Origin of the sequence: Shimia sp. (assembly GCF_022448905.1) — a bacterium.
In the GTDB taxonomy this organism is placed as follows: Bacteria; Pseudomonadota; Alphaproteobacteria; order Rhodobacterales; family Rhodobacteraceae; genus Shimia.
The window spans coordinates 168924-194831 of sequence record NZ_JAKVCW010000008.1 but is presented as its reverse complement, the minus strand read 5'-3'; the positions used below and the strand labels follow the sequence as shown (position 1 = coordinate 194831).

Annotated in this window: 29 protein-coding genes; 12 read left to right on the top strand and 17 right to left on the bottom strand. The window is 60.3% G+C overall.

The window, feature by feature from the left end:
- Window positions 1-33: 33 nt before the first annotated feature.
- The 9 genes from msrA to MK208_RS11765 all read right to left on the bottom strand — a co-directional run bounded on the left by msrA (window position 34) and on the right by MK208_RS11765 (window position 6480).
- Window positions 34-534 carry a peptide-methionine (S)-S-oxide reductase MsrA gene (gene msrA, locus MK208_RS11805; RefSeq protein ID WP_294116723.1) on the bottom strand — a complete coding sequence of 167 codons (501 nt, stop codon included), beginning with the start codon at window positions 532-534 and terminating at the stop codon, window positions 34-36.
- Window positions 531-983, bottom strand: a complete 453-nt coding sequence (gene msrB / locus MK208_RS11800) for a peptide-methionine (R)-S-oxide reductase MsrB (RefSeq protein ID WP_294116722.1) — start codon at window positions 981-983, stop codon at window positions 531-533. Before msrB ends, msrA begins: the two co-directional genes overlap by 4 nt.
- A 137-nt stretch (window positions 984-1120) precedes the next feature.
- Window positions 1121-1528: a thioredoxin family protein gene (locus MK208_RS11795; protein WP_294116721.1), complete on the bottom strand. Its 408-nt coding sequence runs from the start codon at window positions 1526-1528 to the stop codon at window positions 1121-1123.
- 14 nt (window positions 1529-1542) lie between these two features.
- Complete coding sequence (locus MK208_RS11790) at window positions 1543-2256, bottom strand: cytochrome c biogenesis protein CcdA (protein ID WP_294116720.1); 714 nt, start codon at window positions 2254-2256, stop codon at window positions 1543-1545.
- A 57-nt stretch (window positions 2257-2313) separates the two neighbouring features.
- On the bottom strand, window positions 2314-3189 hold the full coding sequence (locus MK208_RS11785; protein ID WP_294116719.1) for a DMT family transporter: 876 nt from the start codon (window positions 3187-3189) through the stop codon (window positions 2314-2316).
- Between the two features lie 91 nt (window positions 3190-3280).
- Entirely contained in the window at window positions 3281-4345 is a 1065-nt protein-coding gene (locus MK208_RS11780; RefSeq protein WP_294116718.1) for a DUF2955 domain-containing protein, read from the bottom strand.
- Complete coding sequence (locus MK208_RS11775) at window positions 4335-5399, bottom strand: HlyD family secretion protein (protein WP_294116717.1); 1065 nt, start codon at window positions 5397-5399, stop codon at window positions 4335-4337. Before MK208_RS11775 ends, MK208_RS11780 begins: the two co-directional genes overlap by 11 nt.
- Window positions 5396-6079 carry an AI-2E family transporter gene (locus MK208_RS11770; RefSeq protein WP_294116716.1) on the bottom strand — a complete coding sequence of 228 codons (684 nt, stop codon included), beginning with the start codon at window positions 6077-6079 and terminating at the stop codon, window positions 5396-5398. The genes MK208_RS11775 and MK208_RS11770 overlap by 4 nt, the downstream gene beginning before the upstream one ends.
- A 113-nt stretch (window positions 6080-6192) precedes the next feature.
- Complete coding sequence (locus MK208_RS11765) at window positions 6193-6480, bottom strand: hypothetical protein (protein WP_294116715.1); 288 nt, start codon at window positions 6478-6480, stop codon at window positions 6193-6195.
- A 114-nt stretch (window positions 6481-6594) separates the two neighbouring features.
- Here MK208_RS11765 and MK208_RS11760 point away from each other — a divergent pair, with 114 nt between their 5' ends.
- The 4 genes from MK208_RS11760 to MK208_RS11745 all read left to right on the top strand — a co-directional run bounded on the left by MK208_RS11760 (window position 6595) and on the right by MK208_RS11745 (window position 9542).
- Window positions 6595-7251 (top strand): potassium channel family protein, encoded by a 657-nt coding sequence (locus tag MK208_RS11760; RefSeq protein ID WP_294116714.1) that lies wholly within the window; start codon window positions 6595-6597, stop codon window positions 7249-7251.
- Window positions 7248-7631 carry a VOC family protein gene (locus MK208_RS11755; protein ID WP_294116713.1) on the top strand — a complete coding sequence of 128 codons (384 nt, stop codon included), beginning with the start codon at window positions 7248-7250 and terminating at the stop codon, window positions 7629-7631. Before MK208_RS11760 ends, MK208_RS11755 begins: the two co-directional genes overlap by 4 nt.
- Window positions 7632-7764: 133 nt before the next feature.
- Window positions 7765-8871 carry a chorismate synthase gene (gene aroC, locus MK208_RS11750; RefSeq protein WP_294116712.1) on the top strand — a complete coding sequence of 369 codons (1107 nt, stop codon included), beginning with the start codon at window positions 7765-7767 and terminating at the stop codon, window positions 8869-8871.
- A complete protein-coding gene (locus MK208_RS11745; RefSeq protein WP_294116711.1) occupies window positions 8871-9542 on the top strand; it encodes an HD domain-containing protein in 672 nt (223 codons plus the stop codon). Before aroC ends, MK208_RS11745 begins: the two co-directional genes overlap by 1 nt.
- A 5-nt stretch (window positions 9543-9547) precedes the next feature.
- Here MK208_RS11745 and MK208_RS11740 read toward each other — a convergent pair whose 3' ends face one another.
- A complete protein-coding gene (locus MK208_RS11740; RefSeq protein WP_294116710.1) occupies window positions 9548-10471 on the bottom strand; it encodes a DMT family transporter in 924 nt (307 codons plus the stop codon).
- A 119-nt stretch (window positions 10472-10590) separates the two neighbouring features.
- On the opposite strand from MK208_RS11740, the gene MK208_RS11735 reads away from it, so the two are divergent.
- Window positions 10591-12093: a malonyl-CoA synthase gene (locus MK208_RS11735; RefSeq protein WP_294116709.1), complete on the top strand. Its 1503-nt coding sequence runs from the start codon at window positions 10591-10593 to the stop codon at window positions 12091-12093.
- A gap of 51 nt (window positions 12094-12144) precedes the next feature.
- Here the strand turns inward: MK208_RS11735 and MK208_RS11730 are convergent, their stop codons facing one another.
- Complete coding sequence (locus MK208_RS11730; RefSeq protein ID WP_294116708.1) at window positions 12145-13014, bottom strand: branched-chain amino acid aminotransferase; 870 nt, start codon at window positions 13012-13014, stop codon at window positions 12145-12147.
- Between the two features lie 178 nt (window positions 13015-13192).
- Here MK208_RS11730 and MK208_RS11725 point away from each other — a divergent pair, with 178 nt between their 5' ends.
- From MK208_RS11725 to dxs, 6 genes are read left to right on the top strand one after another with little or no spacing between them, the layout of a single operon-like run.
- The gene (locus MK208_RS11725; RefSeq protein WP_294116707.1) at window positions 13193-13690 is read left to right on the top strand and encodes a MarR family transcriptional regulator; all 498 of its coding nucleotides are present in this window, start codon (window positions 13193-13195) and stop codon (window positions 13688-13690) included.
- The gene (locus tag MK208_RS11720) at window positions 13687-14388 is read left to right on the top strand and encodes a response regulator (protein WP_294116706.1); all 702 of its coding nucleotides are present in this window, start codon (window positions 13687-13689) and stop codon (window positions 14386-14388) included. Before MK208_RS11725 ends, MK208_RS11720 begins: the two co-directional genes overlap by 4 nt.
- A gap of 47 nt (window positions 14389-14435) precedes the next feature.
- Window positions 14436-15371 carry a histone deacetylase family protein gene (locus MK208_RS11715; protein ID WP_294116705.1) on the top strand — a complete coding sequence of 312 codons (936 nt, stop codon included), beginning with the start codon at window positions 14436-14438 and terminating at the stop codon, window positions 15369-15371.
- Complete coding sequence (locus MK208_RS11710; protein ID WP_168590799.1) at window positions 15368-15610, top strand: exodeoxyribonuclease VII small subunit; 243 nt, start codon at window positions 15368-15370, stop codon at window positions 15608-15610. Before MK208_RS11715 ends, MK208_RS11710 begins: the two co-directional genes overlap by 4 nt.
- 26 nt (window positions 15611-15636) lie before the next feature.
- Window positions 15637-16506, top strand: coding sequence for a polyprenyl synthetase family protein (locus MK208_RS11705; protein ID WP_294116704.1), 870 nt, complete (start codon window positions 15637-15639; stop codon window positions 16504-16506).
- Window positions 16507-16520: 14 nt separating this feature from the next.
- The gene (gene dxs, locus MK208_RS11700; protein ID WP_294116703.1) at window positions 16521-18449 is read left to right on the top strand and encodes a 1-deoxy-D-xylulose-5-phosphate synthase; all 1929 of its coding nucleotides are present in this window, start codon (window positions 16521-16523) and stop codon (window positions 18447-18449) included.
- Window positions 18450-18512: 63 nt separating this feature from the next.
- On the opposite strand, the gene MK208_RS11695 is transcribed toward dxs, so the two are convergent.
- The 5 genes from MK208_RS11695 to MK208_RS11675 all read right to left on the bottom strand — a co-directional run bounded on the left by MK208_RS11695 (window position 18513) and on the right by MK208_RS11675 (window position 24008).
- A complete protein-coding gene (locus MK208_RS11695; RefSeq protein ID WP_294116702.1) occupies window positions 18513-19370 on the bottom strand; it encodes an SDR family oxidoreductase in 858 nt (285 codons plus the stop codon).
- A gap of 96 nt (window positions 19371-19466) precedes the next feature.
- Window positions 19467-20252, bottom strand: coding sequence for a carnitinyl-CoA dehydratase (locus MK208_RS11690; RefSeq protein ID WP_294116701.1), 786 nt, complete (start codon window positions 20250-20252; stop codon window positions 19467-19469).
- On the bottom strand, window positions 20249-22276 hold the full coding sequence (locus MK208_RS11685; RefSeq protein ID WP_294116700.1) for an acetate--CoA ligase family protein: 2028 nt from the start codon (window positions 22274-22276) through the stop codon (window positions 20249-20251). The genes MK208_RS11690 and MK208_RS11685 overlap by 4 nt, the downstream gene beginning before the upstream one ends.
- A gap of 223 nt (window positions 22277-22499) precedes the next feature.
- Window positions 22500-22781 (bottom strand): SelT/SelW/SelH family protein, encoded by a 282-nt coding sequence (locus MK208_RS11680; RefSeq protein WP_294116699.1) that lies wholly within the window; start codon window positions 22779-22781, stop codon window positions 22500-22502.
- Window positions 22782-22847: 66 nt separating this feature from the next.
- On the bottom strand, window positions 22848-24008 hold the full coding sequence (locus MK208_RS11675; RefSeq protein WP_294116698.1) for an acyl-CoA dehydrogenase family protein: 1161 nt from the start codon (window positions 24006-24008) through the stop codon (window positions 22848-22850).
- 75 nt (window positions 24009-24083) lie between these two features.
- Here MK208_RS11675 and MK208_RS11670 point away from each other — a divergent pair, with 75 nt between their 5' ends.
- Window positions 24084-25028 carry a GlxA family transcriptional regulator gene (locus MK208_RS11670; RefSeq protein WP_294116697.1) on the top strand — a complete coding sequence of 315 codons (945 nt, stop codon included), beginning with the start codon at window positions 24084-24086 and terminating at the stop codon, window positions 25026-25028.
- Here MK208_RS11670 and MK208_RS11665 read toward each other — a convergent pair.
- Window positions 25025-25780 (bottom strand): class II aldolase and adducin N-terminal domain-containing protein, encoded by a 756-nt coding sequence (locus MK208_RS11665; RefSeq protein ID WP_294116696.1) that lies wholly within the window; start codon window positions 25778-25780, stop codon window positions 25025-25027. The two genes, MK208_RS11670 and MK208_RS11665, sit on opposite strands and share 4 nt — an antisense overlap.
- Between the last annotated feature and the right edge of the window lie 128 nt (window positions 25781-25908).

Sequence of the window (25908 nt, the reverse complement as noted above, 5' to 3'; positions counted from 1 at the left end):
GCGCGCAGCGCGGCTGCGCCCCAATTGTTTGACTTAGCCGTTGCGTTTGGGCAGGACCCAATCGGGGCGGGCGAAGTGGCAGGTGTAGCCGCCGACGTTTTTCACCAGATAGTCCTGGTGGTACTCTTCGGCTTCCCAGAAATCGCTGACCGGTTCCACTTCGGTCACCACTTTGCCTGGCCAGAGGCCGGAGGCGTCAACGTCTTTGATGGTGTCTACCGCGACCGCTTTTTGGTCCGCGTCGGTGTAGAAGATCGCCGAGCGGTAGGACATGCCCAGATCGTTGCCCTGACGGTTTGGTGTGGTCGGGTCGTGGATCTGAAAGAAGAATTCCAAGAGTTTACGGAACGAGGTTTTGGCCGGGTCAAAGATGATCTCGATGGCCTCGGCGTGGGTGCCGTGGTTTTCGTAGGTCGCGTTTGGGACATCGCCGCCGGTGTAGCCGACGCGTGTGCTCAGAACGCCGTCCATTTTACGGATCAGGTCTTCCATGCCCCAGAAACAGCCGCCTGCCAGTACTGCGCGTTCGCTCATTGGTCGATCTCCTCTACTTGATCGAGATAGGCGCCATAGCCCTCGGCCTCCATATCGGCGCGGTGCACAAACCGCAACGAAGCGGAGTTGATGCAGTAGCGTAGCCCGCCACGATCCTGGGGACCATCGGGGAAGACGTGGCCAAGGTGGCTGTCGCCGTGTTTGGAGCGCACTTCGGTGCGGATCATGCCGTGGGTGCTGTCGTGATGCTCGGTCACGTGGGCGGCCTCAATCGGCTTGGTGAAGCTGGGCCAGCCGCAGCCGCTTTCGTATTTGTCAGAGCTGGCAAAGAGCGGTTCGCCGGAGACCACATCGACATAAATGCCGGGTTCTTTGTTGTGCAAAAGTTTACCGGAGCCGGGGCGTTCGGTGCCGTTTTCCTGAGTGACCCAGAATTGTTCGTCGGTGAGGGTGGCGATCACGTCTGTGTCGCGGGTGTATTTGGTCATGCGCGTCTCCTTCCCTTGGCCGCTTGAGTTACGGGGCCAAGTGTCCTGTGTTCAGGCATATGGGAGGATACGGGGGTTTGAAAAGAGGGGATCACGCCGACGTGTCGCGGTGCAACATTTGGCGTGATCCAGATGGGTTAGGCTGTGGCGGCGGTTAGGGCGGTGTCCAGGAGGTCTTTGATCTTGGATTTGTTGGTGCCGGCGACGATACGGCCAAGTTCTTGGTCGCCTTTGAGCACCACCAGTGTTGAGCGGCGTGGGATTTTCAGCTCGCGGGCCAGGTCGGAGTTGCTGTGCTGGTCCCAGTCCACGTTGATTAAGGTGATGGCGTCTTTGTAGGCGGGATTTTCGCGCAAGAGGGCGTCAATGGCGCGTTCCTGTGCGGCGCAAGTGGTGCACCACTCGGTTTTGAAATCCAGAAACACGGTGTCACCTGCAGCGAGGTGCTTTTTCACGAGGCCCGGGGTGTAGTCTGTGGCGGCGCGGGCGGCCATTGGCAGGACCAGCGTGGCGGGAGCAGAGGCAAGGAAAGTGCGACGGTGCATGTGGGGAACTCCTTTTAAAGGGCGACAGAGAGATCGAGCAGCCAGGGGGGCAGGACACCCAAGAGCCAGATTTCGATCATGTGGTGGACATTGAAAAACAGCGCGAGGCCAGTGAGGAAGAACACGCCCCCAAGGATGGGGCGGGATTTGGCAGCAATGGCGCGCAAGGTGGCTTGGTGTTTGCCAAGGGCCGAGCGAGCGCCATAGCCAAGGCCAAAGATCAGTGTGGAGACGCCAGCAGCAAAGGCAATCATGATGACCGTGGCGTGGGTGAGGCTTTCGCCTTGGGAGGCCAATGCAATCGCGCCACCCAACGTGGGGCCGATACAGGGGGACCAGACGAGACCGAGCAGCAGGCCGCCGAGGAATTGGCCTTGCAGGCTGGTGTGGTCTACTGCGTTGAGCGTGCTGTCCGCGGAGGCGGCAACACCGGCTGTGGCGGTGGAGAAGGCGCTGGAGAATTGTGGCACCAGCAGCACCGCGCCGAAGCCCATCATCAGGACGGCGCCAGCCTTGGAAAGCGTTTCCGGCGTCAGGCCGATGGCGTGGCCAAAGACGGTCACGGCCATGCCAAACACCACAAAGCTGAGGCTCATGCCGAGGGCCAAAACGGCGGGGCCATGGCGGGAGGCCTGCAGGGCGCTGGTCAGCACGATGGGCAGAACCGGCACCACGCAGGGGTTGATCAGGGTCAGCAGACCCGCGCCATATGCAAAGAGGTATTCCATGCCTCTCTTGTGCCAAGCGCAGTCGAGAGTGTCATGTCAAAGAGTGGTGCCGCGGGATCACTTGGCCGTGTGCGATTGTTTCGAAAGCTGCACGGCGAGGATGCCGGCGCAGATCACCGCGACGCCGACGATGTCCCAGAAACCCAGCTTTTCGCCAAGGATCATGGCGGCGATGGCAACGCCGAAGAAAGGGTTGAGGAAGTGGAAGGTGGCGGCTTTGACCGCGCCGATGCGGGCAACCAACGCGAACCAGATCCAGGTGGCGAAGAGGCCCGGCGCGAGGATGGTGTAGATGAAGGCGATCAGCATCTTGGGGTTCCAGTTGACCGTCCATGTTTCAAACACAAGTGAAGCAAAGAAGAGCGTGATTGCGCCGACATACATTTGCAGGCCAACGATCATGATCACGTTGCCGCCGGAGGACGCGTTGCGCACGGCGAGGGTGGCAATGGCCAAAGCCAGTGCGCCGATGACACAGAGCAGGACGCCGAAGAGGTCGACGCCGTTGCTTAAGCGGCCCGCCATGATCAACAGCACCCCACCAAACCCGACGATGAGGCCGATGGTGCCCATGGGGCTGAGTTTCTCGCCTTTGACAGCCCAGCCGAGCAGAGCGACGATCAGGGGCATAGTGGAGGCGATAATGGACGCGAGCGAAGCCTCGATGGTGGTCATCGCGGTGAAGTTCAGGCCCAAATAGAGCGCGTTTTGGCAGAGGCCAAAGATGATGGTGGCGCGCCATTGCGCTGGTGTGAGGTGCCAGGATTGGCCCAAGGCACGGGCGATGATCACGCCGATGGTGCCCGCGATGGCAAAGCGCAGGGAGGAAATCATCAGAGGCGAAGCGTCGGCCACAATGATGCGGGCGGAGGTGAAGGCAGAGGACCAGATCAGGGCAAAGAGCAGCCCCATGCCAATTGCGCGGATGTCCATGGTGCCTGCCTCAAGCCGTTGCTTTGTGAAGATGTTCGCTGGCGCGATGTAAACGCAACTTGAGTCTGGCTGCAACCGGCCTCAGCGCATGTCAGGTCTTCGCGCGACGCAAAAGGCCGCGTAGGCCCCGGCGGCGGCGTTGCCGCTTTTCCGGATCGAGCGGGAAGAAAGCGTCCACCACGATGTAGGCGATCAGCACAAAGATCAGTGCGTTGCCGATCTGTACAAGGCGGTCGATCATTTTCACGTCGGCATCTTTGCCAAAGGGGGCGATGGAGCCGCCAAACAAGATCACTGTGGTGGTCAGGGCGGTGCCGCCCATGGAAGCATCTGGGCGGTCCGAGATGAACCAGTAGGACAGCAGGAAAGCAGCCACGGCGAAGGCAAGCAATGCGGTCAGCATCAGGGGTGCAATGACAGTGAGTTCGTAGCAGGCGATCGCGACCAGTCCGCCGATGAAGTTGGCCTTCATCATGTTTTTCGCAACGATTGGACCAGCAGCGGTGGCGGCGGAGAGTTGTTGCGACAGGATGGCGACAAATAAGAGCGTCACCAGCGCGCCACTGCCCACAAGGTAAAAGTAGATCGCAAAGGGGATGGTGACCAGCGACATGCGCAGCACCAGCCGGTTTGGGTCATAATGCGGCGCGTCGGGTTTGGCTGCGGCGGCGACGCCTTGGGGCGTGGGCGGGAAGAAGTGGAACATCGCCACGGTCCAGAGCCACGCCAGCACAAGGTTGATTGGGATCCAGATCACCAGAACCAGCGCGAGGTCCTGAGACGTGAGTACCAGAGTTGGCAACATCAGCGCGGCCATGAGGGCCAGCACAACGCTGAGCATCCCGGCACCTTTGGTGGACCAGTAAAAGCAGGTTGCCACGGCGAGCGCGAGGGCCATGAGGAAGGCCACAGGATAGGGCGCAAGCGCGGTGGAGAAGACCCAAGACGCGACCAGAAACACCACCGCCTGCCGGAACAACGTGCGGATGGCGATGGGCGGCATCGGGCCGGGCGCCTGCAAGAACAGCACGGCGAAGACGGTGAAAATGGTTGCCAGGGGCCAGCCGATCAGGATGGCGAGCGCAAAGCTGCCGGACACGCCGGTTGCCAAGCGCAGGCCACGCCGTTCGAGGGCTGGGTCGACCTCAATAGGCATACGACAGCCAGGACACCAGTTTGATGTAGACGCCGCCAATGAAATTCAAAAAGGCATTGTCGTTGGTGTAGACAATCACATCCGCCTGTCCATTCACGTTAAACCGCACGTCGTCGGTTTCGTCGCCTTCGGTGTAGCCTGGCAGAATGATGCGCAGGGCAAAGCGTTGCGGGGCGCGGAGCCAGCCGTTGGCGCGGGGGATGTCCGTGGGTTCACCCGGCTTGCTCTTGGTGCCATCGGAGCTGGCGGCGCTGAGGCTGACCACCTCCCCTTTGAAGATTTTGCCGGGATGCATGTCGAGCACCACATTCACCGGGTCGCCCTTCTTGATGTTGCCGAGATTGTTTTCGGTCATATAAGCCTCGACCCAGACGTTGCTGGCGTCGATGAAGGTCATCAGGCTTTGGCCGGATTTGGCGTAGTTGCCCTCGGCGATGTCCAGATCGGAGAGCACACCCCGGGCGGGGGCCTCGAGTTCGGTCCAGCTGAGTTTCAGCTCGGCATCTGCGAGTTTGGCCAAGGCGGCCTGAATGCGCGGGTTGTCTTGCCCGGTGCTGCCGAGCGCTTTCTGTTCGCTTTCCAGATCGGCCTGTGCCTGTTCCAGCTCAGATTCCGCGTCCGCCAGACGGCGGCGGGCTTCGTCGGCTTTGGCCACAGCAATGAGGCCTTTTTCCTCCAGTTCAAACACACGGGCGGATTGCAGGCGTTCGGTTTCCAGGTCGGTCTGTGCACGGGTCACGCGGGTTTGGGCGCTGCTGACGTCGGCGCTGTCGGCGCCCACGTCTTGTGTGGCGCGTTCCAGTTCCGCTTCGGCGCTTTGTTTCTGGATTTCAAACTGGCGCGGGTCGATGCGGGCGATTACGGTGCCCGCTTCGACAATCTCGCCGTTTTCGGCATTGATCTCGATGACCGTGCCAGACACCTGCGGGGTGACCGGGGTGATGATCGCTTTCACACGTGCGTTGGAGGTGAAGGGCGTGATGCGGTCTGCGGCGAGGTACCAGGCCACAACAATGAACAGCAGGCCTAGGATGCTCCAGAAGGTGCGTTTCATTTCCGAGCTTCCTCCAGCGCTTCGGCGTCAGCCTCGATCTCTTCAGCCACGTCGGCCTCCATCCAAGCAACCACAAGTTCATAGAAGACCGACAGGATCACGGGGCCAACAAAGATGCCGATCAGGCCGCCGGAGAGCACGCCGCCGATGACGCCTACGAGGATCACCAGAATCGGGGTGTTGAGACCTTTGGCGATGAAGATCGGGCGCAGGAAGTTGTCCATCAACATGAGCGGAATCATGATGGCGGTGAACAAGAGCGCGGCGCCGGTGCCCATGGAGCCCCAAGCCCAGATCACCAGCGGGATCACAACGATGGTGGGGCCAACCTGGATAATGCCGAGGATCAGCACGACAACTGCTAGGGGACCAGCGGCATCGATGCCAAAGAGCATCATGACAATGCCCATGAGGCCAGCCTGCAGCGCGGCCATCCCGAGTACGCCGCGAGACACGTTGCGCACGGTGGCGGCGGCCATTTCGACAAACTCACCGCCTTTGGGGGCAAAGACACGGTTGCCAAATTTCTGCACCATCTCGCCGAGTTTTGGCCCGGGGGAGAGCATCATGCCCATGACAATCACCGACAGCGCCATGGCCAGCAACTGGAAGCTCAGACCCGCTACCGCGCCGCCGATGGTGGTAGCAAAGCCCAGCACCACATCGCCGTAACGATCCAAAGCGACGGCGAGGTTGTTGTTGAACAGGTTCCAGATTTCGGTGGCTTTGGGGCCGACCAGGGCGATCTCGCTTAGTCCTTCGGGGGCGGGAGGTAGGTCAAGCTTGCCGGTTTTCAGTTTGTCGCTGAGTTCGTTGAAGTGGGCGAAAAGCTGTTCACTGAGGCCCAGAGTGGACCAATGGTGAGTGCCAGACCCAGCAGGGTGATCAGGGTGGAGGCGAGGCCGCGACGGCCGCCAAGTTTGCTCGAGAGCCAGTCAAACAGGGGGTAGACCGCGACCGCCAGAATGATGGCCCAGACCACAATGCCAGAAAGTGGCAGGATAATGGTGAAGGCAGCGAAGGCAAACACACCGAGGAACAGAAGGCGAATGCCCAGATCAATCAAACGTCTTTCATCCATATCGAGTACTTCCCAAATTGTTCAAATTCCGCGTAGGCTGGCCTGAAATTGTGGCTTATGCGGTTGTTATGGCGGCATCTTTGCACGGCCAGAGGTGATTTGAGGAATAAAAAAGTGAATGGCAACAGTGAAATTTTAGCGCCCGAAGGGTTTTTCCAGAAACATCGCTGGGCGATTTTGTTGGGCTTGCTGGTGTTGCTGATGCTGCTGGATGGGTTGGATGACCGCTACGGCTGGGCCAGCACGGCCGGGTTGTGGGGGCTGAGCTTCTTGTTTCTTGGGGTTGTTGGAGCCACCGAGCGCAACACGTTTTTGCGCATCACCATGGCCGTGCCGGTGATGGCCTGGTTTGTGCTGCTGATCATGGCGGAGTTTTTCGGCATGACCGTAAATGGCGGGTTGTATGCCCTGGCGGCACTCATGCTGTTTGGCTCAATGATCATCAGCTTTCGCCAGCTGTTTGCTCCGGTGCATTCGGAATATGAGCGGCTGTCGAGCGGGGTGTTTGGCTACCTGTTGATCGCGATGCTTTGGGGGCTGGCCTATTGGCGCATTGAGGCGGCCTATCCTGGGTCATTCAATATGCCCGAAGATATCGCGGGGCAGAAAGCCGGGTTTGTGTATTTCTCGATGATTACCATGACCACGGTGGGCTATGGCGAGATCACCCCTGCGGCGAGCCTGACGCGGATATTGACTGGCATGCAGGCCATTGTCGGTACGATGTTTGTGGCGATCTTCATAGGCCGCATTGTGGGGCGATTGAAATGACGGACGTCACAGGGCAGATCACTTGGGTTTACACGGAAAAGCTGGCGACGGCGGCGAGCTTTTATCGCGATGTGTTGCGCTTGCCACTGGTGCGTGATGCGGGCACTGCGCTGATTTTTGAGACGGCGCCCGGAGCGCGGTTGGGGCTGTGTGAGGCCTTTGACGGGCGGGTTGTGGAACCGAAAGGCAGCATGATCACGCTCTTGGTCGCGGATCGCGCGGCGGTGGATGACTGGTATGCGCGGGTGACGGCGGCTGGGGCAACTGTGCGTGGCGCGCCGGAGGTTTTGGAGCGGTTCGGGATCTACAGTTTCTTTTGCGAAGACCCGAATGGCTACCAGATTGAGGTGCAGTGCTTTTTGGATGAGGCACCGCAGTAAGCATGCGCGGCCAAAAGCGCTTCCCTTGTTAAGCGAGTGTGGCTTTGGCGAGGCGTCGCGCCGCATTCGCGCGCTGCTGACTTCCCCCTTGGCGGCAAAGGCGCTACAGGTGCGGTGAAACGGGAGTTGCCGCATGTCGATGAATAGCTTTGGACATCTTTTTCGCGTCACCACTTGGGGTGAGAGCCACGGGCCAGCGCTGGGCGCGACGGTGGATGGGTGCCCTCCGGGGGTGTCGGTGGAGGAGGCGATGCTGCAGCATTGGCTGGACAAGCGACGCCCCGGTCAGAACAAGAACACCACACAGCGCAATGAGCCGGATGCGGTGAAGATCCTGTCCGGCGTGTTTGAGGGTAAAACCACCGGCACGTCGATCCAGTTGATGATCGAAAACACCGATCAACGCAGTCGCGATTATGGTGAGATCAGCCAGACCTTCCGTCCGGGACATGCGGATATCACCTATCACATGAAATATGGCAACCGCGACTATCGTGGCGGCGGGCGCAGCTCGGCGCGTGAGACAGCTGCGCGGGTTGCGGCGGGTGGCATTGCGCGCGAGGCAATCAAAGCGATTGCGCCCAATCTTGAGATCAAAGGCTATATGACCAAGATGGGCGCGATGGAGATTGATCGCGAGAACTTTCATTGGGACGCGATTGATCGCAATGATTTCTGGATTCCGCAGGCCGCCGACGTGGCGCAGGAGTGGGAAGACTATCTTCAGGCGCTGCGCAAAGAGCATGACAGTGTGGGCGGCGTAATCGAGGTTGTGGCGCGCAATGTGCCTGCCGGGATTGGCGCGCCGATCTATGGCAAGCTTGATACCGATCTGGCGGCGGCGATGATGTCGATCAACGCCGTGAAAGGCGTGGAGATTGGCGAAGGCATGGCGGCGGCGGGGCTCAAGGGTTCCGAGAACGCGGATGAGATTTTCATGGGCAATGACGGCCAGCCGGTGTTCTCCTCCAACCATGCGGGCGGCATTTTGGGCGGTATTTCGACGGGTCAGGATGTGGTGGTGCGTTTTGCAGTGAAACCAACCAGCTCGATCCTCACGCCACGCCAGTCGATCCGGATTGATGGCAGCCCAACAGAGGTGATCACCAAAGGTCGGCATGACCCCTGTGTGGGCATTCGCGCGGTGCCGGTGGGCGAGGCGATGATGGCCTGTGTGATCCTGGACCATTTGCTGCTGCATCGCGGTCAGGTGGGGGAGAATCAGGGCAAGATTGGCTGATGCTGGACAGCGTTGATCTGAGCGACCTGAGAGAGGCTCTGCGCGCGGAAGCGGCAGAGCGCATGGCGCAGGACAGCGCGCATGATTTGGCGCATCTGGATCGGGTTTGGACGACAGCGCAGGCATTATCCGAGGCGGAAGGCGGGGCCGATTTGCGTGTGCTGCTGGGGGCGAGCTATCTGCATGATCTTGTGAACTTGCCCAAAGATTCACCCCATCGGGCGCGGGCCAGTACCATGGCAGCAAGCGCAGCGGCGCCAATTTTGCGCAGCCATGGCTTTAGCAATCACGAGGTGGCAGCGGCGCAGCATGCGATTGCAACCCATAGTTTCTCTGCTGGCTTGAAGCCAAAGTCGTTGGAGGCACGGATTCTGCGGGATGCGGACCGGTTGGACGCGCTGGGCGCGATTGGCATTGCACGCACCTTTGCGGTCGGCGGGGCTTTGGGCCGGGCGTTGTATGACGAGAATGACCCCTTTGCCGAGCACCGCGCGCTTGATGACAGCGCTTGGGCGCTGGATCATTGGCCAGTGAAGCTGTTCCGGTTGCCGGAGGACTTGCAGACCGTGGCAGGCAAGCTGACGGCTGAGGAGCGGGTGGCCGAAATGCGGGCCTTTGCACAGGTTTTGGCAAGCGAGTTGGGGCGCACATTGCCGGAAAGCTGGGCGTAGCTGGCTTAACCCTGCGGGGTTACACCGGGGCGGGCTTTGCCGCGCTTCAATCCCAATTGCCGTTCTCGCCAGATGATCAGGATGCCCGCGGCGATCACGATGGACGCGCCGATCAGCATTTGAGGTGTCGGGATTTCGGAAAACCAGACGTAGCCGATCAGGATGGCAAACAGCATCGCGACATAGTCAAATGGGGCTACCACAGAAGCTGGTGCAAAGCGGTAGCACGAGGTCAACATGATCTGGGCGACGCCGCCGATGAGGCCTGCGGTGACAAGCAGTGCTGCCTGTTCCCATGTCGGGATGACCCAGCCAAACGGCAGGGTGAGCAGCGACAAGCACGAGGCCGTGAGCGAGAAGTAGAACACAATGGCTGAGGTTTGATCGGTTTGCACCAGCTTGCGGATGTGGATCTGCGCCAGCGCGCGGAAGAGGGCAGAACCCAGCACCAGCATGACGCCAACGGTGGCCATGGCGGAGGCCTGATCCGCGTCAAATATGGTCAGGCGCGGCCAGAGCACCACCGTAACACCAATAAGACCAATGCCAACAGCCGTCAGGCGGAAGGCGCGGACCTCTTCGCCCAGGAACATGGCAGCAAAGATCACGGTCATCAGGGGCGCGGCAAAGCCAATGGCAGTGACTTCGGGCAGCGGCAGGAGCCCTAGCGCGGCAAAATTCATTGCCATCGAAGTGGTGCCAATCACCCCGCGCCAGACGTGACCCATGGCGTTGGTGACACGCAGGCCTTGCGGCATCTCCCCGCGCTGCAGGAGCCAGATGAAGATCACAAACAGCGCAAAGAAAGATCGAAAGAAAACGGCTTGGCCGGCGGGCACCTCGTCGGCGGTGGCTTTGATCAAGGCCGCCATGATGGAAAAGAGCGCAATGGCGGTGATCTTGAAGGCAATGCCTTTGAGCGGCTGCATGAGGATGTCCGGTGCTTGGGGTTGGCCGGACTGTGGCGCAGGGGCGTTGGAATGACAAGGCGGGCTTGATCTTTGGCGGGGGAGCGGGAAAGGTCCGTGCCAACTACGGAGGGGCCGCCATGTATCAGGACAACTATTTGATTGCCGCGCTAAGCGCATCCGCCGAGGGGCGCGGGCGCGAGGTGTTTGCCGAGGTGCCGGGGCAGGACCAAGTGACTTTTGGCGGGCTGTTTGCCGGGGCGGAGCGCATGGCGGCGGCTTTGGTCACGCAGGGGGTGCAACCCGGAGACCGCGTGGCGGTGCAGGTCGAGAAGACCATCGAGGCGATCCAGCTCTATCTCGGCACGGTCATGGCGGGGGGCGTGTTTCTGCCGCTCAATACGGCCTACACGACCTCTGAGGTGGCCTATTTCCTGGGAGATGCCACCCCGCGTGTGGTGGTCTGCGATCCTGCCAAAGCGGAAGAGATTGCACCAATTGCCAAGGGCGCAGCGGTGCTCACTCTGGATGGCGCTGGGCAGGGCAGCCTGACCGATCTGGCGGATGGTCAAACGGGGTTTGCGCCTGTGGCGCGCGGCGCGGATGATCTGGCGGCCATCCTGTATACTTCGGGCACCACGGGGCGCTCCAAAGGGGCCATGTTGAGCCATGACAACCTGCTGTCCAACTCAGAGACATTGCGGGGTTACTGGCGGTTCACCAAAAAGGATGTGCTGATCCACGCCTTGCCAATCTTCCACACGCACGGGCTGTTTGTGGCGACCAATGTGGCGCTGCTGTCTGGGGCGTCAGTGGTGTTTCTGGCGAAGTTTGATGCGGATGCGATTTGGGACGCCATGCCCAAGGCAACCAGCCTGATGGGTGTGCCAACCTTCTACACAAGGCTGTTGAAAGACGCGCGGCTGACCAAAGAACTGGCGGCCAATATGCGGCTGTTCATTTCCGGCTCTGCGCCTTTGTTGGTGGATACGCATGAACAATGGGAGGCGCGCACCGGGCACCGGATTCTGGAGCGCTACGGCATGACCGAAACCAATATGAGCACCTCCAATCCCTACGACCGCGAGCGACGGGCGGGCACCGTGGGCTTCCCGTTGCCGGGTGTCGAGGCGCGGATTCGCGCAGATGGCGCAGAGGTGGCGCAGGGTGAGATTGGCGTGTTGGAAGTGCGCGGGCGCAATGTCTTCAAAGGCTATTGGCAAATGCCGGAGAAGACAGCGGAAGAGCTGTTGCCGGACGGCTGGTTCATCACGGGCGATTTGGCCAAGGTGGACGCGGACGGCTATGTGACCATCGTGGGGCGCTCCAAGGATCTGGTGATCACCGGCGGGTTCAATGTCTACCCCAAGGAAATCGAGTCGCTGATCGATGATCTGGATGGCGTGTTGGAAAGCGCGGTCATCGGCGTGCCACATTCGGATTTTGGCGAGGCGGTGGTGGCTGTCGTGGTGCGCTCTGATCCCACGCTGACGGAGGCGCAGGTGAGTGGTCCGTTGTCGGAGAGCCTGGCGAAATTCAAGCAGCCCAAACAGGTGATTTTCCTGCCGGAACTGCCGCGCAACACAATGGGCAAGGTGCAGAAGAAGGCGCTGCGTGAAAGCTACGCGGGGCTTTTCTCCTAAAGCAAAACGGGGGCCGATTGGCCCCCGCTTCGATTTGATCTTTTGTGCAGCTTACGCGCGCACAAGCTTCTCGTAGGACTCGGCGATGTCGCGGGTGATGTCGCCCACTTCAAAGGTGTAGTCGCCAATCTGACCTACCGGGGTCACCTCGGCGGCGGTGCCGGTCAGCCAGCACTGCTCAAAGTCGGCAAGTTCCTCTGGCATGATGTGGCGCTCGATCACGTTGATGCCTTTGTCTTTCAGCATGCCAATCACGGTCTGACGGGTGATGCCGTTCAGGAAGCAATCCGGGGTTGGCGTGTGCACTTCGCCGTCTTTCACGAAGAAGATGTTGGCGCCGGTCGCCTCGGCCACATAGCCACGGTAGTCCATGAACAGGGCGTCCGAGCAGCCTTTGGCCTCTGCCTTGTGCTTGGAGATGGTGCAGATCATGTAGAGACCCGCCGCCTTGGCGTGCACCGGGATGGTTTCCGGGCTTGGGCGTTTCCATTCCGCGATGTCGAGCTTGGCGCCCTGCATTTTGGCGTCGCCATAGTAGGCACCCCAAGGCCAGATCGCGATGGCAACGCGGACAGGGTTGGCCGCAGACGCGACACCCATGTCTTCCCCGGAGCCGCGCCACACAACAACACGCACATAGGCATCTTCAAGGCCGGACTTCTTCAGGGTTTCCTGCTTGGCCGCTTCCAACTCTTCCAGAGAGATCGGCATCGGCATGTCGAGAGCTTCGGCAGATTTGAACAGGCGTTCGTTGTGCTCGCGGCTCTTGAAAATCTTGCCGTTGTAGGCACGTTCGCCTTCAAAGACGGAGCTTGCGTAATGCAGCGCGTGGCTCAGGACGTGGACCTTGGCCTCGCGCCAGTCAACAAACTCGCCATCCATCCAGATGACGCCGTCACGATCGTCATATGCACCAGCCATGGTCGTTCCTTTCGCTTACCAAAGGGCTTTCAGTTTTTCATTTGTTGCGCGCCATATGGCCGAAACGGTCATAAAATTGCGCAAATCCTGCGATTCGCTACCAGTTAGCGCTTGGAGTGTCAACAAAGCTGACGTATTGTGACGGGCAAACCTGTCAATTGTGATGCTGGAGGGCCAAATGAGCGATCCAATTCGGAGTGAGAACCTGCTTTATCTCACCGATGAGCAGCTGCGGCAGGGGATTGAGGCGATGTATTTTGCCTATCGCGGCTTCACCGCGGATCCGGACCGAATCCTTGAGAGCATGGCCTATGGGCGGGCGCATCATCGCGCGATTCACTTCATCAACCGCGCGCCGGGCACCACGGTGACCAATCTGCTCGACATACTGGGGGTGACCAAACAGTCACTCAATCGTGTGTTGCGCACTTTGATCGAAGATGGGCTTGTGGAAAGTCGCGTGGGCACGTCTGATCGGCGGGAGCGGAACCTGTTTCTGACTGAAGAAGGTACGGCGTTGGAGCATCGTTTGTCGGACGCGCAGCGGGTGCGAATGCGCACGGCGTTTCGGGAGGCGGGACCGGAGGATGTGGCCGGGTTCCGGCGGGTGCTTGAGGCGATGATGGAAGGTGAAATGAAACGGCAATATCTGTCCTTGCGTGAGTCAGGCAAATGAAAGACATCGATCCCCACCTGCTGATTGTGGATGATGACGAGCGTATTCGCGAACTTCTGCGGAAGTTTCTGATGCGCAACGGGTTTCTGGTGTCCGCCGCCCGCGATGCGGCGCATGCGCGGCGGATTCTGTCAGGGCTGGATTTTGACCTGATTGTGCTCGACGTGATGATGCCGGGTGAGGATGGCATGAGCCTGACCCGTGGCATTCGCGAGACCTCGCAGACGCCAATTATGTTGTTGACCGCCAAGGGTGAGACCGAAGATCGGATTACGGGACTTGAGGCCGGGGCGGATGACTATCTGGCAAAGCCGTTTGAGCCAAAAGAGCTGTTGTTGCGGATCAATGCCATTCTGCGGCGGATGCCGGAGGTGGATGAGGCCGCCACGGTGCCCAAGGTGCTACATCTGGGTGGCATTCGCTATGACATTGATCGGGGCGAGATGTGGCAAGGCGAAGAGCCTGTGCGTCTGACCGCCACTGAGAGCCAGCTGATGAAAATCTTCTCGAAAACACCGGGCGAGGCCGTCAGCCGCGGCAAACTGGTGGAGGAGTTGGGCCGGGACAAAGGTCAGGCGCAGGAGCGGGCGGTGGATGTGCAGATCACCCGTTTGCGCCGCAAGATTGAGGAAGACCCGAAACAGCCACGTTACCTGCAAACCGTGCGCGGGGCGGGGTACATGCTGGCGCCGGACTGATCTGGCCGCGTAGCACGCACAACACATAGAATTTGGGGGGGAGTGGCATGGCCACAGCGTTGTTCAGTCACCAGAGTTCGTTGCAGCACCAGACGCCTGCGGGCCATGCGGAGCAGGTTGCGCGGATCGAGCATATTCAGGCGGCGTTGAAGGCGGCCCAGTTCGACGGGTTGGATCGGCGCGAGGCGCCGGAGTGTTCGGACGCCGATATTCTGCTGTGCCATCCCCGGAGCCATCTGGAGGCCATCACAGCAGCGGAGCCGGCAAGCGGCATTATAGCGTTGGACGAAGACACCTATATGTCGCCAGGCTCGACACTGGCGGCGCGGCACGGGGTTGGCGGCTGTCTGGCGGCGGTGGATGCGGTGCTGGCGGGGGAGGTGGGCAATGCCTTTGTGGCCTGCCGTCCGCCGGGGCATCATGCGGAGCAGAGCAAACCCATGGGGTTTTGTTTGTTTGGTACGGCCGCGATTGCGGCGAAACATGCGCTGGAACGTCATGGGCTGAGCCGGGTGGCGGTGGTGGATTTTGATGTGCACCATGGCAATGGCACGCAGGCGCTCTTGTGGGACGAACCGCGCAGCCTGTTCATTGGCAGTCATCAGAACCCGCTGTGGCCAGGCACCGGTATGCCGGAGGAAACTGGCGCGCAGGGTAATGTGATGAACCTGCCATTGCCGCCACACAGTGACGGGCGGCTGATGCGGGCGACCTATGAGGCGGAGGTGTTTCCGGCCTTGGAGGCGTTTGAACCGGAATTGCTGATCCTGTCAGCAGGCTTTGATGCGCATAAGGATGATCCCTTGGCGCAGTTGGAATGGAATGAGGAAGACTTTGTCTGGCTGACGGAGCGCTTGTGTGATGTGGCCGAGAAACACTGTCACGGGCGCGTGGTCTCGACTTTGGAAGGTGGATATGATCTGAACGCTTTGGCAGCGTCCGTAGCGGCGCATGTTGAGGTTTTGATGGAGAGAGCCGGATGAGCGACACACCTGTGGAAGAGATGAGCTTTGAAGCGGCAATGCGCGAGCTGGAGCAGGTTGTGGGCCAGTTGGAGCGCGGCGACGTTGAACTGGAGAAATCCATTGCGCTTTATGAGCGTGGCGCGGCGTTGAAGGCCCGCTGTGAAGCAAAGCTCAAAGAGGCCGAAGAAAAGGTCGCAGCGATCACTTTGGATGGCAATGGCAATCCGGCCGGTTTGACACCGGTTGAGGGTATGTAAGCCAACTGTTCAGCCGCGGGGCCGCGATGTTTGAAACACGTTTGAAAGAGGCCGCCACGCAAGTGGAGGCCCATTTGCTTGAAGTGATGGCACCGTTTGGCGATTTGCCAGTGGTGGACGCTATGCGCTATGCCAGTGCAGGCGGTAAACGGCTGCGGGCGTTTCTGGTGTTGGAAAGCGCGCGGTTGCATGGGGTTGACCCAAAACAGGCGATTTGGCCGGCGACGGCGATTGAGGCGATGCACGCCTATTCGCTGGTGCATGATGACCTGCCTTGCATGGATGATGATAACATACGGCGCGGGCTGCCGACCACGCACATCAAGTGGGACGAATGCACCGCTGTGCTGGCGGGAGATGCATTGCAGACCTTGGCGTTTGAATGTGTGTCGCGCGATGAGTGTCACGAGGATTCCGCTGTGCGGGCCGAGTTGACGGTGTCATTGGCACGGGCTGCTGGCGCGCAGGGCATGGTACTGGGGCAAGCGTTGGACATCGCGGCGGAAACCGCGCCGGTGCCTTTGACGCTGGAAGAAATCACGCGACTTCAGGCTGGTAAGACCGGCGCGTTGATTGCCTGGTCTGCGACTGCGGGCGCTGTGATGGGCAAGGCCGATATCGAGCCGTTGATGCGCTATTCGCTGGACCTTGGGTTGGCGTTTCAGATTGCGGACGACATTCTGGATGTGGAAGGCGATGCTGAGAAAGTTGGCAAGGCGGTGGGTAAGGATGCCGACGCTGGCAAAGCCACCTTTGTGTCGTTGCTGGGCTTGGATGGCGCCAAACAGCGGGCGCAGTCTCTGGTCTCGGATGCTTGTGACGCATTGGACGTCTATGGCGACGCGGCGGATTGCTTGCGGGAGGCGGCGCGGTTCGTTATCTCGCGAGATAACTGACGGAAGGCGCATCAATGGCTGCCAGACCCCACACCCCTTTGCTGGATCAGGTGAACCTGCCTGAAGACCTGAAACGGTTTTCAGACAGCGAGCTGTCACAGATTGCCGATGAGTTGCGGGCGGAGACCATATCCACGGTGAGTGAAACCGGAGGGCATCTTGGCGCGGGCCTGGGTGTTGTGGAGCTGACGGTCGCGCTGCATGCGGTGTTTGACATGCCGCGTGACAAGCTGATCTGGGACGTGGGCCACCAATGTTACCCTCATAAGATTTTGACCGGCCGGCGTGATCGGATTCGCACCCTGCGTCAGGAAGGCGGGCTGTCCGGGTTCACCAAACGCAGTGAGAGCGTGTTTGATCCCTTTGGCGCAGCGCATAGTTCGACGTCGATTTCCGCTGCGTTGGGATTTGCGGTGGCGCGCGATCTTGGCGGGGAGTGTGACGGTGGTCTTGGTGATGTGATTGCGGTGATTGGCGATGGGGCGATCACGGCGGGCATGGCCTATGAGGCGATGAACAACGCCGGTCACCTGGGCAAGCGTATGTTTGTGATCCTCAATGACAACGACATGTCGATTGCGCCGCCTGTTGGGGCGTTGAGTGTGTATCTGTCCCGGCTTTATGCAGGGGCGCCGTTTCAGGAGCTGAAGTCCGCTGCCAAAGCCGCGACCAGCCTGTTGCCTCAGCCATTGCGGACCGGAGCCAAACGGACCCGCGACGCGCTTAAAGGCCTGACGATGGGTGGCACGCTGTTTGAGCAGCTTGGGTTCTCATATGTCGGGCCGATTGACGGGCACGATATGGACCAGCTCTTGCCGCTGTTGCGCAGTTTGCGAGAGCGGGCCACTGGGCCGGTATTGCTGCATGTGAACACCAAAAAGGGCAAAGGTTATGCCCCGGCAGAAGCGGCGTATGACAAGGGGCATGCCACCGCCAAGTTTGATGTCTCCACCGGCAAGCAGCAGAAGGCGAAATCCAACGCCCCAAGCTACACGTCTGTGTTTTCCCAAGCGCTCCTGGAGGCTGCCGCAGAGGATGACCGGATTTGCGCGGTAACAGCGGCAATGCCGGATGGCACAGGGCTGAAATTGTTTGCTGAGCGCTACCCAAGCCGGTGTTTTGATGTGGCGATTGCCGAGCAGCACGGAGTGACTTTCTCCGCCGCTTTGGCTGCGGGCGGGATGAAACCCTTCTGTGCGATCTATTCGACGTTTTTGCAGCGCGCCTATGATCAGGTGGTGCATGATGTTGCCATTCAACGTCTGCCGGTGCGGTTTGCAATTGACCGCGCAGGGCTGGTTGGCGCGGATGGCGCCACCCATGCGGGCAGTTTTGACATCGCCTATTTGGCGAACCTGCCGGGCATGGTGGTGATGGCGGCGGCGGATGAAGCTGAGTTGAAGCATATGGTGGCCACAGCGGCGGCCTATGATGATGGCCCTATCGCATTCCGCTACCCTCGTGGCGAAGCGGTGGGCGTGGAGTTGCCGGAGCGGGGCGAGGTGCTGGAGATCGGCAAGGGGCGTGTGGTGCAGGCGGGCAAGCGGGTTGCGTTGCTGTCCTTTGGCACGCGGTTGGAAGAAACCAAGAAGGCGGCCGAGAGGCTGGCGGCGCAGGACATCACCCCGACGATTGCGGATGCGCGGTTTGCCAAGCCTTTGGACCGGGGGATGATCCTAGATTTGGCAGCTAATCATGAAGCGCTGATCACCATTGAAGAGGGCGCAGTGGGCGGCTTTGGCAGCCATGTGGCGCAGTTATTGGCAGACGAAGGCGTGTTTGATGGCGGGCTGAAATACCGCTCAATGGTGCTGCCGGATACCTTCATTGATCAGGCCAGCCCGAAGGCGATGTACGATGTGGCGGCAATGAATGCGGAGCACATTGAGGCGAAGGTGCTGGACGCGCTCGGCATCACAACGCCAGACAACACGCTTGCCTAAGACAGGACTGGAGCGGGGGCCAGCCCCCCGCACCCCCGAGATACTTGGGGAATGAGAAAGCGCCTAGGTGGCGGTCTCTTCGTCCAGCATGGCTTTTAAAGCGTCGCGGTAGTTGGGGTATTTCAAGACCACCCCCAGTTCCTCTTTTATGCGGGTGTTGCGCACGCGTTTGCTGTCAGAATAGAAGCTGCGCGCCATCGGGGTCATCTCCGCCTCTTCAAAGGGGATTTCCGGCGGTGGGTCCATGCCGAGCAATTCGGCGGCATAGGCGAGGATGTCTTGCGGCGGGGCCGGGCTGTCATCACAGACGTTGTAGATTTGGCCCACATTGGGAGTCTTCATGGATGCCTCCAGAACCTGCGCGATGTCATCCACATGGGCGCGGGAGAACACCTGGTTTTTCTTGATAATGCGGCGGGCGGTGCCTTTGCGCAGTTTGGCAAAGGGGCCGCGGCCAGGGCCGTAGATTCCAGCGAGGCGGAAGATGTGCAGTGGCAAGTCTGGCAATGCTTGCCATTCCGCCTCAGCCAGTACGCGCATCTTGCCGCGATGACCGTCGGGATCAAGTGGGGTGTCTTCGTCGACCCATCCGCCGTCCATGTCGCCGTAGACCCCAGTGGTGGAAAGGTAACCGACCCAATCGAGGTTAGGCGCAGCTCTTAGGAGCGCGTCTTTACCCAGTCGCAGCACCGGGTCGCCTTCTTTGTCCGGACGGATGGAACTCAGCACATGGTTGACGTCTTTGAGGGCGGTGTCAAAGTCGATCGGCCACTGCAGCGGCGTGATGCCTTGTTCGCGTAGGTCGGCCTCTTGTGCCGGATCGCGGTAAGTGCCGAGTATGGTCCAGCCTTGCGGAAGAAGACGGGTGGCGAGGGCCTGGGCGGTGTAGCCGTGGCCTAGCGAAAGCAGGGTCTTGGTCATGGGCGCACCTTGCCCCCCGAGGCGCTTGGGGACAAGAGGGGCTGCTATAAATTTGGCTCACAACGGTGTGGTTGCCGTAGAAATAGGCAAACGGAGTTATTTGCCTTTCCAGACCGGATCACGCTTTTCAGCAAAGGCGCGGGCGCCTTCGAGTTGATCCTCGCTGGCATAAAGCACATCCACGCTGCGCAGCTGGCGTTTGGTGATGCGGTTCATGGCGTCCTGGAATTTGGCATCCTCGGCGTCGCGCACAATTTCTTTGATGGCGGCGTAGACCAAAGGCGGGCCGGAGGCGAGCAAGCGGGCTTGTTCCCAGGCGCGGTCCATCAGTTTGTCAGCAGGCAGGATTTCATTCACCAGCCCCCAGCGCAGCGCTTCTTCAGCGTCAAACCAGCGCCCGGTGAGCAGGAGCTCCATGGCGATGTGATAGGGAATGCGTTTAGGCAGTTTCACCGAGGCTGCATCGGCCACCGTGCCGGAGCGGATTTCGGGCAGGGCAAAGGAGGCGTGGTCGGCGGCGAGGATCATGTCGGCGGACAGTGCCAGCTCCAAGCCACCGCCGCAGGCGATGCCGTTCACAGCCGCAATCACCGGTTTGTTCATGTCGCGCAGTTCTTGCAGGCCGCCAAAGCCACCAACACCGTAATCGCCATCGACTTCATCCCCATCTGCGGCCGCTTTCAGGTCCCAACCGGGGCAGAAGAATTTCTCGCCACCACCGGTGAGGATGGCGACGCGGAGGTCTGGATCATCGCGAAAATCGCGAAAGACCTCGCCCATGACGCGGCTTGTCACAAGATCAATGGCGTTGGCTTTAGGGCGGTCCAGCGTGACCTCAAGAATTGCGCCGTCGCAGCGGGTTTTGACCGGGCCGTCAGTCATGACATGTCCTTTCGTATCAGCGCGTCTGCGGCCACCGCGCGGGTGGGCGTGCAGATCAGCGGGTTGATTTCAGCCTCTTGCAAGCTGTCGAGGTTGGCAAGCACGTAGGCCTGCAGCGCGTCGATGGCTTGTAGGATGGCGGTGATGTTGGCGGGCGGTGCGCCGCGATAGCCGGTGAGCAGCGGGGCGATTTTGAGTGATGACAAGGCATCTCGGATTGTCTCGTGGCTGGCCGGGATCAGGAGTGAGACGCTGTCTGAGAGCACTTCGGTCAGGGTGCCGCCGGCGGCGATGGTGAGCACAAAGCCGTGGGCTGGATCACGGGTTATTCCAACGAGAAGTTCGGCGAGGCCATCGTTGATCATTTCCTCGATCAAGAATCGGTCGGTGGGCATGTCGGCAGCAGCGGCTGGCAAGTCAGCGGCTGAGAGATGGAGCTTAACTGCGCCGGCTTCGGTTTTGTGGGCAATGCCTTGGCCTTTGAGCACCAAAGGGGGCGTGAGGCTTTTGGCGGCTTCGGTGAGAGTACCCGTGTCGGTCACTGAAACGCTGCGCGGGGTGTCTAGGCCGTGGGCGGCGAGCGCGGTTTTGGCTTCGTGCTCTGTCAACAATTGAGGCCTTTTGGACGGTTCCGCAGGCGCCAGCGCCAAGGGCGTGGTCTCGGGGCTTGTGATCTCCGTGGTTGCGGCAGCAGCAATGATGGCCTCGCGCAATCCGTGCATTGGGACCACGCCGCCATCGATCAGGGTTTGCGTCACATCGGGCGGTAGCAGTTCCGGCAAAGAAGCCACCACGGTAATCGGGCGGCCTGTGGTCTTGTGGGCTTTGATCGCGGCGTCGGTGGCGCAATCCCAATCGGCGCGGTTTTCTGGGGGATAATCGACCACCGATAAGGTGAGGCCGATATCCTTGGTCATCATCGCAGACCAAGCTTTGGCCATCGCCTCGGCATCCCGCCAAATGTAGGTGTGGTAGTCCAGCGGGTTGGCCAGGGCGACCATGGGGCCGAGGGCGTCGGCCAATTGTGTGCGCTGCTCGTCTCTCAGGGGCGGGAAGGTGAGGCCGGAGTTAAGCGCCGTGTCGGCCATCAGGCTGGCCTCGCCGCCAGAGCAGCTGATTGAAGCGATGGTGGGCGCGGACAACGGGCCAGACAGGTGCAGCAGCTTCAGGGTTTCCAAAAACACCGGCAGGTCGTGCACGCGGGCAAAGCCCAGACGTGTGATCAGGGCGGCTGCACCGGCATCGCTACCGGCAAGGGAAGCGGTGTGGCTGACGGTGGCGGCTTGGGCCTCGGCGCTGGCGCCAACTTTCAAAACCACAACCGGGATGCCTTTGGCGTGGGCTTTGGCAGCCAGAGCTTCCCAGGCGCGCAGGTTGGTGAAGCCCTCTATGTGCAGGCCAAGCGCCGTGACGCGTGGATCATCCAAGACGGCAGAGGCGATGTCTGCCTGGTTGAGTTGCGCCATGTTTCCGCAGGTGGCGACATAGGCAATGGGCACGCCGCGCTGTTGGTTGGTGAGATTGATGGCGATGTTGGAGCTTTGCGTGAGGATTGCTACGCCACTTTCGACCCGTGCGCAGCCGTGCTGGTCCGGCCAGATCGCTGCGCCGTCCAGCGCGTTGATAAGGCCGTAGCAGTTGGGGCCGAGAATCGGCATGTCACCGGCGGCGGCCACAAGGTCTGCTTGTAGATCATTTCCGGAAGCGTCTTCGGCAATGGCCTCAGAAAATCCTGACGCGAAACACACCGCGCCGCCCGCGCCGGCGGCCGCAAGCTCTTGCACAACCGGGATCGTGGCGCGGCGGTTGATGCCAATGAAGGTTGCGTCCGGCGGTGCGGGCAATGCGTCGATGGATGGGTAAGCTTTGTGTCCCGCCACGTCTGATGACTTGGAATGCACTGGCCAAATGGCGCCATCAAAACCAATCTTTTCCGTTTGCCCAATGACTTCGGCACACCATGTGCCGCCGCCGACAACGGCGATGGATTTTGGGCGGATTAGGCGGGAGAGGTCGCGGGTCATGGCATGAACCCCGCAACACCAGGCCCGCCCCCTTTGGTGGGTAACCCTTTGTTAACCACGGTGCGGAAATATAAAACTGCGGTACAGGCGGGAGCGCCGATGGCCGCGTCAGGAGAAGCCCCCCGGCCAATGTCTACTCTTCGGGGGGCGGATCCATGGCTTCTTCTGACCGCAAATACTCCGGGGGTGTGGGGGCTGGCCCCCACGATGCATGGCGCTGCGTTTAATTGCTGCGGTCCAGGTGCCCCAAATCGCGGTCCGGTTCGATCACATCGCGCAGGCGCTTTTTCAGCTCTTTGGCCTCCGGAAAGCCCCCGTCGCGCTTGCGGTCCCAGATCACGCTGTCGTTGACCGTGACCTTGTAGGTTCCCGGCACGTCGGCAGGCGCAATGGTCACGCCAGCAAGATCGTCTTTGAAGGTGGACAGCAGTTCTTGCGCCATCCAGCCTGCGCGCAACAGCCAGTTGCAACCGACGCAATAGGTGATGGTGACGGATGGTTTCATGGGGCAGGTTCCTCGATGGCGTGTCGAGGTTGTGCCGTAGGCGCGCGCCCAACACAATGGGTTCCATCAAGCACCCAAGGGCCGCAAGAGGTCGCGGCTGATGATGTGACGCTGGATTTCGCTGGTGCCGTCCCAAATACGTTCCACCCGTGCGTCCCGCCAGAAGCGTTCCAATGGATAGTCATCCATCAGACCCATGCCGCCGTGGATCTGGATCGCGGCGTCGGTGACGCGGGCGAGCATCTCGGTGGCGTAGAGCTTGGCGGAGGCAATTTCGCGGTTAGACGGCAGGCCGCGATCCAGTCGGGCGGCGGCAGAGAGTGTCAGAAGGTCGGCGGCGTCGATCTCGGTGATCATATCGGCGATTTGAAAACCGATGCCCTGGAACTTGCCGATAGGCTGGCCAAATTGTTCGCGCTGGGCGGCGTAGTCGAGCGCATAGTCAAAGGCACGGCGGGCGCGGCCCACACAAAAGGCTGCCACGGTGAGGCGTGTGGCGTAGAGCCAATCGTTCATCACGGCAAATCCGCCATCGACTTCGCCAAGGACTTGCGCGTCGGGGAGGCGGCAGTCGTCAAACTCCAGTACCATGTTTTTGTAACCACGATGGCTCACCGATTTGTAGCCGTCGCGCACCGTGAAGCCCGGCGTGTCGCGGTCCACAAGGAAGGTGGTGATGCGCTTTTTTGGGCCTTTTGGGGTTTGATCTTCGCCGGTGGCGACAAAGACAATGAAAAAATCCGCGTGTTCTGCGCCGCTTATAAAATGCTTGTTGCCGTTGATGACCCAGTTGCCGCCATCGCGCACGGCGGCGCATTTCATGCCACGCACATCGGACCCGGCACCCGGTTCGGTCATCGCCAAGGCATCCATACGTTCGCCGCGCACGGCAGGCAGTAGATAGCGCTCTTTCTGCTCTCCTTCGCAGGCCATCAGGATGTTTTGCGGACGGCCAAAGAAATGTGTGAGCGCCATGGAACCGCGGCCCAATTCGCGTTCCACCAGGGTGAACTCAAGGTGGTTCAGGCCTGCGCCGCCAACTTTCTCTGGGAAGTTACAGGCATAAAACCCAAGGTCGATGACCTTCTGTTTGATTTGTTCGCCCAGACCTTCGGGAATTTCGCCGGTGCGCTCGACCTCGTCCTCATATGGGTAAATCTCGTTCTCCACAAAGCTGCGAACGGTGGAGACAATCATCTCCTGCTCTTCGGTCAGATCAAACTGCATGGCGCGTGTCCCTCTTTGGCTGTCGACAGCAGAGCGTGCTTGACCAGCTAGATCATGCAGGAATAGCGTTTCACTATGCAGATTTGGTCAAATACATCCGCTGCAGCGCAGAAGATTGGGGTTCTGCTGTTTGACGGGTTTTCCAACCATTGTCTGGCGAACACCGTGGAACCGATGCGGGCGGCCAATACGCTGTCGGGCAAAGCGCTTTTTGACTGGGCGTTTTTGTCTCTGGACGGCGCCGCTGTTCGTAGTTCCAGTGCACTGCCGGTCACCCCGCACGGTCGGCTCAGTGAAGCCTCCGGCGACATACTGGTGGTGATGCCGTCGTATGGTTTTAAAGACCACGCAGGCTGGCAAACACAGAGCGCTTTGCGGGCGGCAGCCAAGCGGTTTGGCACGGTCTGTGGCATGGACACAGGCAGCTGGTTGATGGCCGAAGCAGGCCTGCTGGAGGGGCATCGCGCCACGATTCACTGGGAGGAACTGACCGCTTTTGCGGAGCGCTTTCCAGATGTCGCGGCAGAGCGCGAGCGGTTTGTGATAGATGGGGCGCGAGTGACCTGTTCGGGGGCCATGGCAGCGTTTGATTTGGTGATGTTTCTGATCGGGCGCGATTTTGGGCAGGCGCTCGCTTTGGAGGTGGCGCAGTTGTTCATGACACGGGACAGCGCGCGCTCCCATGAAGGGGGCGCCACGCCTGCGGGGCGGGTTGTGAACCGCGCTTTGGCGGTGATGCAGGACCACTTGGAAGAGCCTTTGGCCCTGCCCGAGGTAGCGCGCCGGGCCGGTGTGACACAAAAAACGCTTGCGGCGCGGATGTTGGCAGAGCTTGGGGCCACGCCGGCGGTGGTGTACCGGCGTTTGCGGCTCAATCTGGCACGCAAGCTGGTAGTGGACACCGATTTGAGCGTGTCCGAGGTTGCGTTGCGCAGCGGTTATAGTGATCCGGCGGCGATGACGCGGGCGTTTCGGGCTGAGTTTGCCACCACGCCACAGGCGCTGCGCAAGGGGAGTTAGGTGGTGTAGGTGCTGCCTTCTTCGTCCAGAATGGCTTTTAGCTCTGCAAGGTGGCGCACGTCTTGTTCTGGATACTGCTCTAGCTCTTGTGCAGTTTTCTCCGCAATGTCATGAGGCAGAACTCGCAAAGGTTGGCCGGTTTGCAAGGCGCGGATGTAGGTCTCAGCGGCGCGTTCAAAATAGTAGAGCCGATTAAACGTGTCCGCGACGCTGTCACCAATCACCAGTACGCCATGGTTGCCCATGACCATGACTTTCTTTTTGGGGTCTGTGAGCAGGGCTGCGCAGCGTTCGCCTTCGTCCTCAAAAGCCAAACCCCCATAGCCGTCATCCACCACAATCCGATCATAAAACGTGGCACAGTTCTGATCGATGGGCGGGAGCGTGCTGTCCGCCAAGGACGCCAGAACCGTGGCAAAGATGGAGTGCACATGCATCACACAACGCGCGTGGGGGCAGTGACGGTGTACGCCGCCATGTAGACCCCAAGCGGTGGGATCAGGCGCATCTGGGCCTTTCAGGGTTTCGGGGTCATTGGCGTCGATTTCCAGCAGGTCACTGGCTTTGATGCGGGCAAAGTGCTTTTGATTGGGGTTCATCAGAAACCGCGTGCCGTCGTTGTTCACCGCAAGGCTGAAGTGGTTGGCGACGCCTTCATGCATGTTGAGGCGCGCAGTCCAGCGGAAGGCGGCTGCCATATCCACGCGTTCTTGCCAGTGGGTGATGTTGGGGTGCAGCTGTGCGACGGTCATGGAAGCCTCCTTGTTTTGCGCAGCGGAGCATTGCGAGGGCGCAGCGGTCAAGCGTGTTTGCGACGTCACTTTTGACATGTGACTGGTCAGGCGGTTCCAATTTTGGGTTTCAGTTTCCACCTGAAGGA